The following is a 17,335-nucleotide window of genomic DNA, read 5'->3' on the forward strand; positions in this document are numbered from 1 at the left end:
ACGATGAAAGAAAAAACGATCATTATTGTCGGTGGTGGGCAAGCGGCGGCAATGGCTGCGGCCTCGCTTCGCCAGCAAGGGTTCACCGGTGAGCTGCATCTGTTTTCCGATGAGCAACATCTTCCTTATGAACGCCCCCCGCTCTCGAAATCCATGTTGCTGGAAGATTCCCCACAGTTGCAGTCTGTGTTACCCGCTCACTGGTGGCAGGAAAACAATGTTCATCTGCATTCCGGTGTAACCATCAAAACATTGGGCCGCGACACACGAGAGTTAGTGTTAACCAACGGCGAAAGCTGGCACTGGGATCAGCTTTTTATAGCAACCGGCGCGGCAGCCAGACCGCTGCCGTTGCTTGATGCACTGGGAGAACGCTGCTTTACCCTGCGCCATGCCGGTGATGCCGCCAGACTGCGAGAAGTTCTGCAGCCCGAACGGTCAGTCGTGATTGTCGGTGCCGGAACTATTGGTCTGGAACTGGCTGCCAGCGCCACGCAGCGCGGATGTAAGGTGACAGTGATTGAACTGGCGGCAACCGTCATGGGCCGTAATGCACCACCGCCCGTGCAACGCTATCTTTTGCAGCGCCATCAGCAGGCTGGTGTGCACATTCTGCTCAATAATGCCATTGAACATGTGGTCGATGGTGAAAACGTAGAACTGACGCTGCAAAGTGGCGAAACGCTTCAGGCCGATGTGGTGATTTACGGTATTGGTATCAGCGCCAACGACCAACTGGCTCGCGAGGCCAACCTTGATACTGCCAATGGCATTGTCATTGATGAGGCTTGCCGCACCTGCGATCCCGCGATCTTTGCCGGTGGTGATGTGGCAATCACCCGTCTTGATAATGGCGCACTACACCGCTGCGAAAGTTGGGAAAACGCCAATAACCAGGCGCAAATTGCCACTGGCGCAATGTTGGGGCTACCGCTTCCGCGACTGCCGCCGCCGTGGTTCTGGAGCGATCAGTACAGTGATAACTTACAGTTTATTGGCGATATGCGTGGTGATGACTGGCTTTGTCGTGGCAACCCGGAAACTCAGAAGGCGATTTGGTTTAATCTGCAAAACGGCGTGCTTATCGGTGCAGTCACGCTGAATCAGGGCCGTGAGATTCGCCCAATCCGCAAATGGATCCAGAGCGGCAAAACGTTTGATGCGAAACTGCTGACAGATGAGGACATCGCGCTTAAATCACTGTAACCAGGACAATTAGCGAATATCTCAACTCCTGGGGCGTGGCGAGGTGCCAGAGTGTGTATTACGTTTAAATCACATTATCTTGCAAAGGGATTGGTTATGAACACACTACGTTATTTTGATTTTGGTGCTGCACGCCCCGTTTTGTTATTAATTGCCCGTATCGCCGTGGTCTTAATTTTCATTATTTTTGGTTTTCCCAAAATGATGGGCTTTGACGGTACGGTCCAATATATGGCCTCGCTGGGCGCGCCAATGCCGATGCTGGCAGCGATTATTGCGGTAGTTATGGAAGTGCCCGCCGCGATATTAATCGTGCTTGGCTTTTTCACCCGTCCGCTGGCGGTGCTGTTTATTTTCTACACGCTGGGTACAGCGGTAATTGGTCACCATTACTGGGATATGACCGGCGATGCGGTTGGGCCAAATATGATTAATTTCTGGAAGAATGTCAGTATCGCTGGCGCATTCCTGCTGTTGGCAATTACCGGGCCGGGGGCGATTTCTCTCGATCGCCGTTAGGAAAGATGCCGGATGTGGCGTGAACGCCTTATCCGGCATTTTATAAATTACAGTAACGCAACCCGCAACGACATCTCTGAATTTGTTGATTCCCCTGGTGAAAGCGCAATGAGGTCACCACCTTCCGGGCGATGATGGTCATCCGGCGCATGGCTCATCGGTTCCAGACAGAAGAAATCAAACGCATATCCTTTATCAAACGCCGGGTCGGAAACAAAGATGAAATAACACGGTGCAGGTGGCGTCGTTTCCATGATGATGGCATAACCCTCCTGCGGCTGCTCGATGCGGGCCTTACCATTCCATCCGGCAAAACCATTGTTTACCCACTGGCGCGGCAACGGCGTGAGCTGGTTAAAATCCAGTTCCTGCGGTAGCTGCTCGCAAAACTCACCCGCCAGCCACTGCTCCCGCTCCAGCCAGTAACCGCTCGCCTGTGCCTGAATCCGCGTTTGCGGCGACAACGGAAAATAAGGATGCCAGCCGGTACCAAATGGCAGCGTCTCTGCCCCTTGATTGGTGACAGCGAGCGTCACCGTCAGCGTATCCGCCGTTAAATGAAACGCCTGACTTACCCGATAGTGATAAACACCGCTGCGATGTTCATACACCAGACACAAGCTATCTTCGCTGCGCGAGACACATTGCCACTGCCCCAGCCAGCCGTCGCCGTGCAGATAGTGCGCATCCCACTCAACATTCGGTTGCAGTTGATACTCACGCCCCTGCCAGACAAAACGATTGCCGCTCACCCGGTTTGCAAACGGCACCAGCGGAAAACAAGAGGCATCGGTTGCCACACCGCTTTTTTTACCGGGACGTAAGAGCGGCGTCGCGTCACGCCAGAAGCCTTCGATGACGCCGCCCCGGTCAGAAACGTCCAGCTTTAGCGGCCCGTGAGATAAGGTATAGATGGTCATCCGCTGACTCCTTAATCCGGGAAGTTAATCACAACTTTCCCGCATTTACCGCTCGCCATCAGCGCATAGGCATCTCCTGCCTGTTCCAGTGAGAAGCGATGGGTAATGGCATTACGCGGCCACAGTTTCCAGTCCGTTAAATCGTGGGCGCATTTTTCCATATGGAACAGACTGGTCACCCAGGAGCCGATAATCCGCCGTTGATGGTGCATCAGGTCGGCGCTAACCTCGAACTCGACTTTTCCGGTTTCACCAATGTAAACCACGCGTCCCCAGTCAGCGGTGGATTGCAGTGTCAGTAAGCGACCTGCGGCATTACCGGAACAATCAAGCGCAACATCCGCGCCGCCGTGAGTGAGTTCGGCGATTATCTGCGGCATACCTTCGGTGGTCGCTAAATAGCCGTGATCCATCACCCCTAACTGTTTCGCCATCGCCAGACGTTCCGGCAGCATATCAACGCCGATGATCCTTTTTGCACCGCGACCTTTCGCCAGCATCATCGCCATCATGCCGACCGGCCCCAGACCGACCACCAGCACGTTATCACTGCCGGAAACTTCGCCGCGCAAAATCCCTTCATACGCTGTACCAACGCCGCAACTGATAAACGCACCATCTTCGTAACTCAGTGCATCCGGCAGGAGGATCAGATCTTTTTCTTCCGCCAGCAGGTATTCAGCATGGCCGCCGTCACGCTGCCAGCCGTAAGCCGCTTTTCCTTCGCCAGTACAAGAGATAGGAAAACCACGACGGCAGTTCGGGCAAAAACCACAGCCAGAAATGTGATACACCAGCACACGGTCGCCCTCTTTAAAATGGCGGCAGCCTTGCCCCATCGCCACAATTTGCCCGCACGGTTCATGACCGTTGATAAATCCCTGGTATAACGGTTTATCGGGTGCCGCCGCCGTAGCGCGGTGCTGGTGGTAGATATAGTGGACATCGCTTCCGCAAATCCCGGAGGATTTCATTTTGATCAGTACCTGGTTAATCCCCGGCGTCGGCACCGCAACTTCCCGCAGATCGACGGTCGAATTTCCTGGTAAATAAGCTGCCAGCATCGTTTTCATAAATCCCTCATTAACAATACGATTAATTTTCATCCCTGCCGCACCCGCGCCAGGGGCGTTTAGGTTTAGCGTTTCGCTTTACTGCTTCGCTGAGTCAGCAAGATATTCGCCAGCACCGCCACCACGATGATGACGCCGCGCACCACCTGCTGGAAAAAGGAGTTAATCCCTAGCAGCACCAGACCGTTACCGATTAGCGTAATCACCAGTACGCCAAGCAGCGTACCGAACAACGAGCCGCGACCGCCGGAAAGCGCCGTACCGCCGACCACGACCGCGGCGATGACGTCAAACTCCAGACCGTTTGCGGCACCTGCGTTACCGGAACCGAGGCGCGCCGCCAACAAAATGCCGGTCACCGCCGCTAATAATCCCGAAAGGGTAAAAATAAGAATGCGTACCCGACGAACGTTAATACCGCACAACTGCGCTGCAGTGGCATTACCGCCAACAGCAAAAACCGAGCGCCCGAAAGCGGTTTTGCGGCTAATGAACACAAACAGCGCAAATAACACCATCATGATCAGCGCGGATACCGGCACACCGAGAAATTGTCCGCCCAGCCAGTCCAGCACTTCGTTTTCGTTAATTGGCACTGGCAAGGCGTTCGTCATAAACAGCCCCATTCCGCGCAGGGCGCTCCATAAACCCAGCGTGGCAACAAAACTTGGCACATTAAACACGCCGCGCAGCACCCCGGCGAGCGTTCCCATCAGCGCACCTAACAGCAACACCAGCAGACAAGCAATCGCCAGCGGAACGTCAAATTGCAGCAAAAATGCCAGGCACACCGAGACAAAAGCCACCATCGGCCCAACGCTGACATCAATTTCCCCGGAGATAATAATCAGCGTCATCGCCCAAGCGGCGATCCCAATGGTGGCGGCATCACGCAGTACGTTCATCTGGTTATTCAATGAGATAAAACCCGGCGCGTTCAGGGAGAAGACCAGATACAAAATGGCAATCACCACCAGCAAACCGATCTCATTAATATGGCGACTGACAAATTGTTTGAGCGAGACGCTCTTGCCCTGCGGCAATGGTAATGACGAAGCAGACATCTTCAGGTTCCTCGGTAAAATTCATCAGTGCACAGACAGAATGGCGGACATCAGCTCATCCACATTGACCGGAGAGTGAAACTCCTGCGAGAACGTACCGTGCTGTAACAACAGAATGCGGTCGCACACCAACGGTAACTCCTCCACTTCACTGGAGATAAACACCACGCTTTTTCCTTCGGCAGCCAGCTCGCGGACAATACGGTAAATCTGCTGTTTGGCTTCGATATCGACGCCACGCGTTGGCTCGTCGAGCAACAAAATCTGGCTGGCGGCATAGACCCAACGACCGATCACCACTTTTTGCTGATTGCCGCCAGAAAGCGTGCCGATGGGCGTTTCGCTACTGGCGGCCTTGACCGTCATCCGCTGCATCACCTCTTCGGTCAGGCGGCGGATGGTGGACCATTGCAGCACACCGTTGGCGCTGATTTTTTGCCGATTGGTCAGCACTGTATTTTCGTCAACGCCCAGCCAGGGAATGATCCCCGCTTCTTTGCGGTTTTCTGGCGTATATCCAATGCCGCGTTTCAGCATGTCGCCGTAATCGGGGCACGTGATTTTCTCGCCGTTGATAACAATTTCGCCCTGTTCATACGTCTCCAGCCCAACTATGGCTTTCAACAATTCACTGCGCCCTGCCCCCAGCAGGCCAGCAATGCCGAGCACTTCGCCACGACGTAGCGTAAAGCTGATATCCTCCAGCTTGGGCTTATGGCGTAACGCACGGACTTCCAGCACGGCCTGATCCATAATTTCCTGAGGGGCAACCGGCGCAATATCAACGTGATCGCACCCGAGCATTAGCGACACAATATGATGCGTAGAGGTGTTTTCGAGCATCACATCGCCCGCCACCTGACCATCGCGCATAACGGTGGCACAGGAGGCAATGCGGCGAATTTCTTCCATCCGGTGGCTGACATAAATCACCGCCACGCCCAGTGCCGACATCTTTTTCACCGCGCTGATCACCAGTTCAACTTCCGCACTGGCAAGCGAGCTGGTGGGTTCATCAAGAATGACCACGCGCGGCTCGCCCTTCATCACCCGCGCAATTTCCACCAGTTGCTTTTGCGCCGGGCTTAGCGTTGAAACAAGTTGTTCAGGGCTAACGTCAACGCCCAGCGCCTGTAAGCAACGTTGGGCATCCTGCGCCATTTGCAGGTAATCAATCATGCCGTTGCGGCGGGGCCACTGACCGAGGCAGAGGTTTTCCGCCACCGTCAGCCCTTCCACCAGACTTAATTCCTGATAAACCGCACGAACCCCCAGTTCAGCGGCACGGCGAGTCAGCGTAGCTTCGTCACCTTCCAGTCGCGTCTCGCCAATCCAGATATCACCGCTATCCGGACGTTCGCTACCGGTAAGCATTCGAATGAGGGTCGATTTGCCAGCGCCGTTTTTGCCTAACAGCGCACGAACTTCGCCTTTATTGAGCGTGAAGTTAACGTTATCCAACGCAACGACGCCGGGATAACGCTTATTTCCTGCCACCACTTTTGCTACCGGGACTGCCTCTGTTGCCGTGAACATAGGGACCTCTGCGAATCAGCGATTAGGGCAGACCATCAACGTGCGTTGCCAGCCACTGTTTACCGTCTTCCGTTTTGGTATAGAGATCGATAGGCACCTGAATCACTTTTTCACCGTCGGCTTGTTTATTGATAACCTTCAATGTTTGCGCGAAAACAGCATTGCCCATTTTCTTGCCGGAAATATCCACTACCGCTTTCAGCACCTGATTGTTTTCCAGCTCCTGAGCAATTTCAGTGGTCATATCCGAACCGAAAACAGCAATTTTTCCGGCCTGATTTTGATTACGTACCGCTTTTACCGCGCCGAGTGTCGCTCCGCCCGATTCACCCATAATGGCGTTGAGATCCGGCCTGGAGATAATTAGTTTTTCACCAACGGAAATCGCTTTATCTAAAACAGTCCCTTCCTGATTAGCTACAATTTGCGCGCCGGGAACGCGGGCTTTTAATACTTCTTCAAACCCTTTACGTCGCTGCACACAAACTTCAAAGGCTTCGCAATTGATGACGGCAATTTTCGGCTGGTCAATTTTGTTGGCAATAAAATAATCGGCGGCAGCATTACCCAGTTTTTTACCAAATTCCAGCGGATCGCCGACCAGATACGCCGAGACATATTTATCGACGCCTTTTTGATTAATACAGGTGTTGTAGCAAATCACCGGAATACCCGCTTCACTGGCGCGACGAACGGTACGGCTACTGCCATTTTCAGACACTGCCGATAAAATAATGGCATCGACATTACGCGCCACGAGGGTATCAACAAAGGTACTTTCTTTCGAAATATCACCCTGGGCGTTAGTTTCAATTAACTGTACCTGTACTGAAGAATCTTTTGCCGCATCCTGAACACCCTGACGCACGCCAGCGTAATATCCCTGGGTATCAAGGTATATTGCGCCAATGGTCATTTCTTTATCCGCAGCGTTGGCAAATAGTGCGCTACCTAATAGCGTAGCCATTAATAATAGATTACGGTTTGTTCTCATTTTTCTAGGCATAGTGCCTCCTGTAGGGTTTTTATTTACAACGGCTTATTTTAATTATTTGAGCGTGAGCGGCAGCGCGTGCCGCTCAAATATTACAGTTAATAGGGTTTAGTGAACGTAGCTAAAAATAAAAGGCATCACGGTGGTGAATAATGCCGCTTTCGGCCAGGCTGGATTAATCGCCATCAATTCAGCGCGAGCAGATTCATAGTGCGCAACCTCCCCGAGTCCCGCGGCCGCCAGCATCGCCACCATCAGGCATTTTTCTTTATGCTGCTGTTGTAAATCGCCATACAGCGACAACAGGTCAGGTTGTGAAACAGCAAAGAAATCCGCCTCAATACTGGTTTTCGCCATCTCTTGCGCCCACTGTTTCATTTCACTAAACAGTTGCTGTGCGGTTTGCTGTTCACCCAGCAGTCGCAGCGCCATTCCTTGCCAGAAGAGATAATCAACCGGCTGATCGTTGTAATAACTGTGAATGTTAATGGTGCGATCGCCAGTCGCCGCCAGACGTAAACAACGCATCGCTTCAGTTTCATCACCCTGCGCGTTGGCGCATATCGCCTGCCAGAACCAGATGTCGTTATCAGTTTGCCCCGGTAAACGGCCTTCGCTTAAATTCTCCGGATAATGCAGCGCGGCATGAAGCAGTTCGCTGGCCTGCTGCGGCTCTCTGGCATCAAGATGCTGCCAGGCGCGTAATAACTGGTTGAGGATAAACTGGCTGGTGACCTTCCCTTCCCCACCTTCCCACGGGTGGAATTTGCGCGTGGCGAGAATGTCCGCCGCTTTGTCTGCCTGACCAGTGAGATGCCACAAATTGAGCAGTTCTGCGGTCATGTCGTCGCGTTTCAGCGCAATTTCCAGATTATTTTCCAGACGCGCCAGTCGTTTCTCCGGTGTGGCTCCGCTTAACTTATCCAGCAAATCCCGTTCGAAAAGCAGACGTGCATCCTGCGGCGCAAGCTGATAAGCATTATCAAGATAACGCGCGGCCAGCTCATAATCGTGTTGCTTATTCCACGCATGGATCGCTAACCCGCGCCAGCCGTCGGCAAACTCCGGCGACATCTCTACGCAGCGTTGCCATAAGGCAATGGCTTTGCCGTAGCTACGCTTGTTGTAGTAGAAGCAGGCCAATAAATGACGGGCAAACCAGCACTCTTCAATACTCTCCAGCGCCGCCACTTCTTCCAGCGTATTCGGGAAACGGACAAACTGCGGGAAGACATCAATGGCTTTTGCGACCAGTTCGCCGCGTTCGGCTTTCGGCAATAAACTCGCCTGCAGGTAAAGCGGTAGCGTGCGCTGACAGTCCAGTGCGTTCAGCATCTCTGCCGCCAGAGCGGGCATGCCCCAGTTAATCAGTTGCCCGGCGGTCATCAGGGCGTTAACGTCGCGTCCCTGACACAGACCTCGCCACTGTACGAGGGCAGATTCGCTACAACCATCGAACCAGTTCAGCCACCACAGAGTGGCGTTCAGCGGATAATCGCGCAGCAGTTTCTCGCGCTGCAAACGCGCGTTGTCCTGACGACCACTTAACACCAGCAGCAGATTATGCAGGCAAAGCACTTCCTGATTGGTTGGGCAGGCGCGAAGACTTTGTTGGCAAAAATCCAGACCAGCGTCGAAGTGACCATTACGCGCCGCCAGTCGTGCCAGACCATAATAGCCACCGGCTTTGCTGTTGCCGCTCCAGACCGCCCGCCAGAAATCCTCTTCGGCTTGTTGATATTGCCCCTGACGTTCGTAAGCGCTGGCGCGAATCAAACTCGCCTGTCCGCACTGCGGATTTTTGTTCAGCGCATGTGCGCGTTTCAGCGCCTGAGTGGCATACGCCACCGCTTGCGGGAAATCGGCGCGGTTATATTCCAGCATCGCCAGCGCCAGGTTACAGCGATAATCCAGCGGATCCAGCGCAACGCCGCGCAGGTAGTAATCGAACGGTGAACGGCTGGCGTGATGATATTGCTCCAGATGCTGACCGATAAACCAGGCTTCATCTGTACTGGTAATGTCTTGTGCTGACAGTGGCGCTTTGGCGACGTCCGGCAACGGCAACTCTTGCGGCTGATGTTCCTGATAACTCAGTATGATATTGCCGTCGGCATCGGAGAGCTCAATGGTCAGTCTGTCAGGATTGATACCGTGCAACACGCCCTGGATGGCGGTCGCTGGCATCAGTGCCACGGCATCATCAAGTAACGCGTTGCATTTGCCGATTTCGCGGATCGCCAGACGGTATCCTTTCAACGGAGAGATGGCATACAGCCCCCACTCAATCCCCCGCTCACTACGCTGGAGTTTTATCACCGCATCGCGGGAGGCATTTTGCACCATGCCCAGAGAATGGTAAGGCAGGAAATACTGCTCAAAACGCTTCTCTTCGTACGCATCAAGCCAGGTAAAATCAGGCTGGTTATCGGCAAAAATACCGGTCATCAGTTCGATATACGGGCCGTTATTGTCGGTCAGACTCTTATCCCACGCCTGGCCAAATTCACTGTGTCCCCAACTCCACTGTTTTTTACCTGGCGCAATATGGTGGTTGGCAACGTGCAGCAAACCGCCATCTTCATCGTGACACCACGCGCCAACAAAATCGTACTGTGATTTTTCAGCCATATATGAGGTTGGAACAGGCACATTTTTATAGCGAGAAATGTCCACTCCAGCGGAGTAGTCCACTTTGTAGTAAGTGCCGGTGGCGATGGGGAAAGCAGAGACGGCCCGTTTGCCGTGATCAAACACCGCCGTTACATCCGGCGGGAAGACGCTCTGATGCCCTTCCCCCCCTTTCACTGCCGGGTTGGCCCACCACAAGAAATGACGCGGCGTGGCGTTGCCGTTATAGACGCGGCTGGCGATTTCCAGCGCCGCCCGGTCAGGGCGCAGGGTGAAACCTGTCATCACCTGTAAACCATGCATCGGCTCCGTTTCGCCTACCCACACCGTCTGTGCGCCGTCTTCATGGGCTTCGAGGGTGAAATCAACGGGCATAAAGGTGGTCGGGCGATGGTGTTGCGGCCAGTTAAACTCAATCCCGCCGGAGATCCACGGTCCCAGCAGCCCCACCAGCGCAGGTTTAATGACTTCATTGTGATAGACAAAATCGCGCTGTTTCACTTTATCCCATGCGCGATGCACCCGACCGCCCAGTTCCGGCAGGATCATCACTTTGATGTAGTCATTTTCCAGCCACACCGCCTGCCAGGATTTCAGGGTTTTCTGCTCGCTCAGCGTATCGGTCACGCCGTAGGGATAAACCGCGCCGGACGATCCCTGATAAACGCGATTTTCCAGGAACATGGGATGTATATCCTGCGGCCCGGTTTCATAGGTCGGGATCTCAACGCGCTCTTGCCACACTTTTACTGGAGTCATGGTGCCCTCAATATTAACAAGACATACTGAATTAAAAGATTTGTGGCAGTGTATTGAACAATCTGGCAATGTTTTCGCGGAATAATCACGCAATTAACTAAACAAGGTTTAGTGAAGATGAGAGCCTGCATTAATAATCAACAGATTCGCCACCATAACAAATGCGTGATTCTGGAACTGCTGTACCGGCAAAAGCGCGCCAATAAATCAACGCTGGCCCGGCTGGCGCAAATTTCGATTCCGGCAGTCAGTAATATTTTGCAGGAACTGGAAAGCGAAAAACGGGTGGTGAATATCGACGATGAAAGCCAGACGCGCGGGCATAGTAGCGGTACATGGCTGATTGCGCCGGAAGGAGACTGGACGCTGTGCCTGAACGTGACGCCCACCAGCATTGAGTGTCAGGTCGCTAATGCCTGTTTAAGTCCGAAAGGCGAATTTGAACGCTTTCAGATTGACGCTCCAACGCCGCAGGCGCTGCTGTCCGAAATCGAAAAATGCTGGCATCGCCACCGTAAATTGTGGCCGGACCGCACCATCAATCTGGCTCTGGCAATCCACGGTCAGGTTGATCCGGTGACTGGCGTGTCGCAAACCATGCCGCAAGCGCCGTGGACAACGCCGGTTGAGGTAAAGTATCTGCTGGAAGAGAAGCTCGGCATTCGGGTGATGGTCGATAATGACTGCGTGATGCTGGCGCTGGCGGAGAAATGGCAAAATAATTCGCAGGAACGGGATTTCTGCGTGATCAACGTTGATTACGGCATTGGCTCGTCGTTCGTGATTAACGAGCAAATTTATCGCGGCAGTTTGTATGGTAGCGGGCAAATTGGTCACACCATCGTTAATCCGGATGGCGTCGTCTGCGACTGCGGGCGTTACGGCTGCCTGGAAACCGTCGCCTCGTTAAGCGCATTAAAAAAACAGGCGCGGGTATGGCTAAAATCACAACCGGTTAATACTCAGCTTGATCCTGAAAAACTGACTACCGCGCAGTTAATCGCTGCCTGGCAGAGTGGAGAACCGTGGATCACCAGTTGGGTTGATCGCTCTGCCAACGCCATTGGTTTGAGTCTGTATAACTTCCTCAACATCCTCAATATTAATCAGATTTGGTTGTACGGTCGCAGTTGTGCCTTTGGTGAGAACTGGCTTAATACCATTATTCGCCAGACGGGATTTAACCCGTTCGACCGCGACGAAGGACCGAGCGTGAAAGCGACGCAAATTGGCTTTGGGCAATTAAGCCGCGCACAGCAGGTGCTGGGAATTGGCTATTTGTATGTTGAGGCGCAGTTACGGCAGATTTGATGGCGCAATAACGTAGAAAGGCTTCCCGAAGGAAGCCTTTTTTCAACAGATTAACCGTTTCGCTTATGCGTAAACCGGATAACGTGCGCAGATGTCGAGAACTTTACCTTTGATGCGCTCGATAACAGCTTCATCATTGATGCTGTCCAGCACGTCACACATCCAGCCAGCCAGTTCTTTCGCTTCGGCTTCTTTAAAGCCACGACGGGTAATCGCCGGAGTACCTACACGAATACCGGAGGTCACAAACGGGCTCTTCGGATCGTTCGGTACGCTGTTTTTGTTGACGGTGATGTTAGCACGGCCCAGAGCGGCGTCAGCTTCTTTACCGGTCAGGTTTTTATCAACCAGATCAACCAGGAACAGGTGGTTATCAGTGCCGCCGGAAACCACTTTGTAGCCGCGTTCCAGGAACACTTCTACCATCGCTTTAGCGTTTTTAGCGACCTGCTGCTGGTAAGTTTTGAACTCAGGCTCCATCGCTTCTTTCAGAGCAACCGCTTTACCAGCGATTACGTGCATCAACGGGCCGCCCTGACCACCAGGGAAAACGGCAGAGTTCAGTTTTTTGTACAGCTCTTCGCTACCACCTTTCGCCAGGATCAGGCCGCCGCGCGGACCCGCCAGGGTTTTGTGAGTGGTGGTAGTAACAACGTGAGCATGAGGAACCGGGTTCGGGTAGACGCCAGCAGCAACCAGGCCCGCAACGTGCGCCATATCAACGAACAGGTAAGCACCGATGCTGTCAGCGATTTCACGCATTTTCGCCCAGTCCACCACGCCGGAATATGCAGAGAAGCCACCGATAATCATTTTCGGTTTGTGTTCTTTGGCTTGTTTTTCCAGATCGGCGTAGTCGATATGACCGGTAGCATCGATACCGTAAGGAACGATGTTGTACAGTTTACCGGAGAAGTTAACCGGAGAACCGTGAGTCAGGTGACCGCCATGCGCCAGGTTCATACCCAGAACGGTATCGCCTGGTTCCAGCAACGCAGTGTACACCGCAAAGTTAGCCTGGGAGCCGGAGTGCGGCTGGACGTTAGCGTAGTCAGCGCCGAACAGTTCTTTCGCACGATCGATCGCCAGTTGTTCAACGATATCAACATACTCGCAACCGCCGTAGTAGCGTTTGCCCGGATAACCTTCAGCATATTTGTTGGTCAGCTGAGAACCCTGCGCCTGCATTACGCGAGGGCTGGTGTAGTTTTCGGAGGCGATCAGTTCGATGTGCTCTTCCTGACGTACTTTTTCCTGCTCCATAGCCTGCCACAGTTCGGCATCATAATCGGCAATGTTCATTTCACGCTTTAACATCCGCATCTCCTGACTCAGCTAACAATAAAATTTTTGGCCTTTATAGGCGGTCCTGTTGGACAACGGCGAACAGTATAACCGAATCATTGTGCGATAACAGGTCTTGACAAAGGAATTTACGCAAACGATTACCTTCAGGCTGCGCAAGGCTTTGGAGAATAAAGAGCTTGCAACCGGAAACGGATTTCTTTTCAGGTTTGTGATGCAAATTTTTCACTTCATCACATTCTTTCTGAAAAACACCAAAGAACCATTTACATTGCAGGGCTATTTTTTATAAGATGCATTTGAGATACATCAATTAAGATGCAAAAAAAGGAAGACCATATGCTTGACGCTCAAACCATCGCTACAGTAAAAGCCACCATCCCTTTACTGGTGGAAACGGGGCCAAAGTTAACCGCCCATTTCTACGACCGTATGTTTACTCATAACCCAGAACTCAAAGAAATTTTTAACATGAGTAACCAGCGCAATGGCGATCAACGTGAAGCCCTGTTTAACGCTATTGCCGCCTACGCCAGTAATATTGAAAACCTACCTGCGCTGCTGCCAGCGGTAGAAAAAATCGCGCAGAAGCACACCAGTTTCCAGATCAAACCGGAACAGTACAACATCGTCGGCGAACACCTGTTGGCGACGCTGGACGAAATGTTCAGCCCGGGACAGGAAGTGCTGGACGCGTGGGGTAAAGCCTATGGCGTACTGGCTAATGTATTTATCAATCGCGAGGCGGAAATCTATAACGAAAACGCCAGCAAAGCCGGTGGCTGGGAAGGTACTCGCGATTTCCGCATTGTGGCTAAAACACCGCGCAGCGCACTTATCACCAGCTTCGAACTGGAGCCGGTCGACGGTGGCGCAGTGGCAGAATACCGTCCGGGGCAATATCTCGGCGTCTGGCTGAAGCCGGAAGGTTTCCCGCATCAGGAAATTCGTCAGTACTCTTTGACTCGCAAACCGGATGGCAAAGGCTATCGTATTGCGGTGAAACGCGAAGATGGCGGGCAGGTATCCAACTGGCTGCACAATCACGCCAATGTTGGCGATGTCGTGAAACTGGTTGCTCCAGCAGGTGATTTCTTTATGGCTGTCGCAGATGACACACCAGTGACGTTAATCTCTGCCGGTGTCGGTCAAACGCCAATGCTGGCAATGCTCGACACGCTGGCAAAAGCTGGCCACACAGCACAAGTGAACTGGTTCCATGCGGCAGAAAATGGCGATGTTCACGCCTTTGCCGATGAAGTTAAGGAACTGGGGCAAGCACTGCCGCGCTTTACCGCGCACACCTGGTATCGTCAGCCAAGCGAAGCCGATCGCGCTAAAGGTCAGTTTGATAGCGAAGGTCTGATGGATTTGAGCAAACTGGAAGGTGCGTTCAGCGATCCGACAATGCAGTTCTATCTCTGCGGCCCGGTTGGCTTCATGCAGTTTGCCGCGAAACAGTTAGTGGATCTGGGCGTGAAGCAGGAAAACATTCATTACGAATGCTTTGGTCCGCATAAGGTGCTGTGATTTGATGTTGCCGGATGGAAACATCCGGCAACCCTTGACGCGGTTTAAATTGCCGCGTCGTCTTCTTCACCGGTACGGATACGAATGACCCGTGCCACGTCAAAGACGAAGATTTTACCGTCACCGATTTTGCCGGTTTGCGCCGTGCGAATAATGGTATCGACACAGGTATCGACAATGTCGTCCGGTACGACAATCTCAATTTTCACTTTCGGCAGAAAATCCACCATATACTCCGCGCCGCGGTACAGCTCGGTATGGCCTTTCTGGCGGCCAAAACCTTTCACCTCAGTGACCGTCATGCCGGTAATGCCGACTTCAGCCAGTGCTTCGCGAACATCGTCCAGCTTGAAGGGTTTAATAATCGCATCAATCTTTTTCATGCTATTCCTTGAAAAGGTCGCCTGTCTTTTGATCTGCTAAACGTAACACATAACGCCAATTCATTCCTTGAAATCGTTTGCATCCAGCTCGTGTCGGGAAAGCAGTTTATAAAATTCTGTCCGGTTGCGCCCCGCCATTCTCGCCGCGTGGGTGACGTTGCCTTTGGTAATTTGCAGCAGCTTACGCAAATAGTTGAGTTCAAACTGATTACGTGCCTCAACAAAGGTTGGCAGCGCCGTATTTTCACCCTCCAGCGCCTGCTCTACTAATGCATCACTAATCACCGGAGATGAGGTCAGCGCCACGCACTGTTCAATCACGTTGACCAACTGGCGTACATTACCCGGCCAGCTAGCGGTCATCAGGCGTTTCATCGCATCGGTGGAGAACGCGCGGACAAACGGTTTATGTCGCTCTGCCGCCTGGCGCAACAGGTGATTTGCCAGTAGCGGAATGTCTTCTGTGCGCTCCGCCAGTGCCGGAATTTTCAGGCTGACAACGTTGAGGCGGTAATAGAGATCTTCGCGGAATTCCCCGCGCGCCATCGCTTTTGGCAGGTCGCGGTGAGTGGCAGAAATAATCCGCACGTCGATATCAATATCGCGGTTACTGCCCAGCGGGCGCACTTTACGCTCCTGCAACACGCGCAGCAGTTTGACCTGCAACGGTGCAGGCATATCGCCAATCTCATCAAGAAATAGCGTACCGCCTTCCGCCGCCTGGAATAAACCTTCGCGATTGCTGACAGCGCCAGTAAACGCGCCACGTGCATGACCAAACAGCTCCGACTCCAGCAACTGCTCGGGCAATGCGCCACAGTTAATAGCAATAAATGGTTTGCTGTTGCGCGGGCTCGCGTTGTGGATAGCCTGGGCGAAAATCTCTTTCCCGGTGCCGCTCTGGCCGTTAATCAAAACGCTAACGTCTGATTGCGCCACCAGCCGCGCCTGTTCCAGCAAACGCAGCATCAGCGGGCTGCGGGTGACAATCGCCTCGCGCCAGCGTTCGTCGGTGGCTGGCGCGGATTGTTCCAGCGCATCGTCAATTGCCTGATATAGCGCGTCTTTATCGACAGGCTTGGTGAGGAAACTAAAAACGCCCTGCTGTGTTGCTGCAACGGCATCGGGAATAGAACCATGCGCGGTAAGAATAATTACCGGCATTCCAGGCTGCACTTTCTGGATTTCAGCAAACAGCTGCATACCATCCATTTCATCCATTCGCAGGTCGCTGATGACTAAATCTACTTTTTCGCGATTCAGTACCCGTAATCCTTCAGCGCCACTTTCCGCTGTGACCACGCTGTAGCCTTCGCTGGTCAGACGCAGGCCAAGCAGTTTCAGCAATCCCGGATCGTCATCGACCAATAATAAATGCGCAGGTTTATGGCTCATCAGGAGTGACCTCATCGGTGGATGGCGCGGGCTTTTCACTCTCGTGCGGCGTATCCGGCGAGAAATTTCCAGCCGGTTTGCGGGTCGAGAGCTGGCGTTCAATATCAGTCAGGTTTTCCAGCTTGCGGGTGGTGAGTTCCAGTTGCTGCTGTAGAACGTGATGTTGCTGGCGCAATGTATCCAGCTCGCTGTCGCTGGATTGCTGAAGCTTGCCGTAGCGTTGGCGCTCTTCCGCCAGTTGCAGTTGCAGCGCCTGACCGTCGCGCCAGAGTTGATACAGAGGGCGAACCTGTGCCGGGATCTCGGTACTTAGCGCATCAATGCGCGCGACCAGCTGGCGGCGCTCATACGGCGTAATTTTGGCGTCGGCGAGCAAAATCCCTTGTTTAAAGGTATTTTGCCAGCTGCCGTCGTCATATTGGCGGGCTTGCTGACGCGACTGCGCAGGCATTAAACGATCAGCACAATCCATCGCCCGCAGCCAGTAAAGCGGATTGGTTTCGGTTGATTTACCTTGCAGCGCCCAGATGTCGCTACATTCAGTAGAAAGATAGTCAGCCAGTTGATAAACCGGAATTTTTTCTTCTGCTGGCGTATCAATGGCTGGCTTATTGTGACTCTGCACGCAACCCAGCAATGCCAGACATGGCAGCCCTGCCAGCCACAGCCGTCGGGGCAATAATCGTTGAAAAATGTGTCGCATATTCAC

The 17,335-nt window shown here is 53.0% G+C and carries 14 protein-coding genes; 4 read left to right on the forward strand and 10 right to left on the reverse strand.

Annotated features, from left to right (window positions below; genetic code table 11):
- The first annotated feature begins 3 nt into the window (after nucleotides 1–3).
- Nucleotides 4–1,206 (forward strand): phenylpropionate dioxygenase ferredoxin reductase subunit, encoded by a 1,203-nt coding sequence (gene hcaD / locus ACJHX7_RS12790; RefSeq protein ID WP_094029958.1) that lies wholly within the window; start codon nucleotides 4–6, stop codon nucleotides 1,204–1,206.
- A gap of 96 nt (nucleotides 1,207–1,302) precedes the next feature.
- The gene (locus ACJHX7_RS12795; protein ID WP_001094726.1) at nucleotides 1,303–1,725 is read left to right on the forward strand and encodes a DoxX family protein; all 423 of its coding nucleotides are present in this window, start codon (nucleotides 1,303–1,305) and stop codon (nucleotides 1,723–1,725) included.
- Between the two features lie 47 nt (nucleotides 1,726–1,772).
- On the opposite strand, the gene ACJHX7_RS12800 is transcribed toward ACJHX7_RS12795, so the two are convergent.
- The 6 genes from ACJHX7_RS12800 to ACJHX7_RS12825 all read right to left on the reverse strand — a co-directional run bounded on the left by ACJHX7_RS12800 (nucleotide 1,773) and on the right by ACJHX7_RS12825 (nucleotide 10,702).
- Nucleotides 1,773–2,645, reverse strand: a complete 873-nt coding sequence (locus ACJHX7_RS12800; RefSeq protein WP_094029957.1) for an aldose 1-epimerase — start codon at nucleotides 2,643–2,645, stop codon at nucleotides 1,773–1,775.
- 11 nt (nucleotides 2,646–2,656) lie between these two features.
- Entirely contained in the window at nucleotides 2,657–3,751 is a 1,095-nt protein-coding gene (locus tag ACJHX7_RS12805) for a zinc-dependent alcohol dehydrogenase family protein (protein ID WP_172837107.1), read from the reverse strand.
- A 32-nt stretch (nucleotides 3,752–3,783) separates the two neighbouring features.
- On the reverse strand, nucleotides 3,784–4,782 hold the full coding sequence (locus ACJHX7_RS12810) for an ABC transporter permease (RefSeq protein ID WP_001276657.1): 999 nt from the start codon (nucleotides 4,780–4,782) through the stop codon (nucleotides 3,784–3,786).
- Nucleotides 4,783–4,806: 24 nt separating this feature from the next.
- The gene (locus ACJHX7_RS12815) at nucleotides 4,807–6,318 is read right to left on the reverse strand and encodes a sugar ABC transporter ATP-binding protein (RefSeq protein ID WP_089582919.1); all 1,512 of its coding nucleotides are present in this window, start codon (nucleotides 6,316–6,318) and stop codon (nucleotides 4,807–4,809) included.
- A gap of 22 nt (nucleotides 6,319–6,340) precedes the next feature.
- Nucleotides 6,341–7,324, reverse strand: a complete 984-nt coding sequence (locus tag ACJHX7_RS12820) for a substrate-binding domain-containing protein (RefSeq protein WP_089582918.1) — start codon at nucleotides 7,322–7,324, stop codon at nucleotides 6,341–6,343.
- Nucleotides 7,325–7,420: 96 nt separating this feature from the next.
- Nucleotides 7,421–10,702, reverse strand: a complete 3,282-nt coding sequence (locus ACJHX7_RS12825; RefSeq protein WP_094029956.1) for a DUF5107 domain-containing protein — start codon at nucleotides 10,700–10,702, stop codon at nucleotides 7,421–7,423.
- Nucleotides 10,703–10,819: 117 nt separating this feature from the next.
- On the opposite strand from ACJHX7_RS12825, the gene ACJHX7_RS12830 reads away from it, so the two are divergent.
- Nucleotides 10,820–12,013 (forward strand): ROK family protein, encoded by a 1,194-nt coding sequence (locus ACJHX7_RS12830; protein WP_022645990.1) that lies wholly within the window; start codon nucleotides 10,820–10,822, stop codon nucleotides 12,011–12,013.
- A 63-nt stretch (nucleotides 12,014–12,076) separates the two neighbouring features.
- On the opposite strand, the gene glyA is transcribed toward ACJHX7_RS12830, so the two are convergent.
- Complete coding sequence (gene glyA, locus ACJHX7_RS12835; RefSeq protein WP_000919159.1) at nucleotides 12,077–13,330, reverse strand: serine hydroxymethyltransferase; 1,254 nt, start codon at nucleotides 13,328–13,330, stop codon at nucleotides 12,077–12,079.
- A 327-nt stretch (nucleotides 13,331–13,657) separates the two neighbouring features.
- Between glyA and hmpA the strand changes: the two genes are divergently transcribed.
- On the forward strand, nucleotides 13,658–14,848 hold the full coding sequence (gene hmpA, locus ACJHX7_RS12840) for an NO-inducible flavohemoprotein (RefSeq protein WP_000883103.1): 1,191 nt from the start codon (nucleotides 13,658–13,660) through the stop codon (nucleotides 14,846–14,848).
- A gap of 44 nt (nucleotides 14,849–14,892) precedes the next feature.
- Here hmpA and glnB read toward each other — a convergent pair whose 3' ends face one another.
- Genes glnB through qseG form a run of 3 tightly spaced genes read right to left on the reverse strand, consistent with a single transcriptional unit; the run spans nucleotide 14,893 to nucleotide 17,329 of the window.
- Entirely contained in the window at nucleotides 14,893–15,231 is a 339-nt protein-coding gene (glnB, locus tag ACJHX7_RS12845; RefSeq protein WP_000717694.1) for a nitrogen regulatory protein P-II, read from the reverse strand.
- A 60-nt stretch (nucleotides 15,232–15,291) separates the two neighbouring features.
- Entirely contained in the window at nucleotides 15,292–16,626 is a 1,335-nt protein-coding gene (glrR, locus tag ACJHX7_RS12850) for a two-component system response regulator GlrR (protein ID WP_001298983.1), read from the reverse strand.
- Nucleotides 16,616–17,329 (reverse strand): two-component system QseEF-associated lipoprotein QseG, encoded by a 714-nt coding sequence (gene qseG, locus ACJHX7_RS12855; protein WP_094029955.1) that lies wholly within the window; start codon nucleotides 17,327–17,329, stop codon nucleotides 16,616–16,618. Before qseG ends, glrR begins: the two co-directional genes overlap by 11 nt.
- Nucleotides 17,330–17,335 lie beyond the last annotated feature (6 nt).

It is taken from the genome of Escherichia sp. WS1451, assembly GCF_046487365.1.
Taxonomy (GTDB): Bacteria; Pseudomonadota; Gammaproteobacteria; order Enterobacterales; family Enterobacteriaceae; genus Escherichia; species Escherichia coli.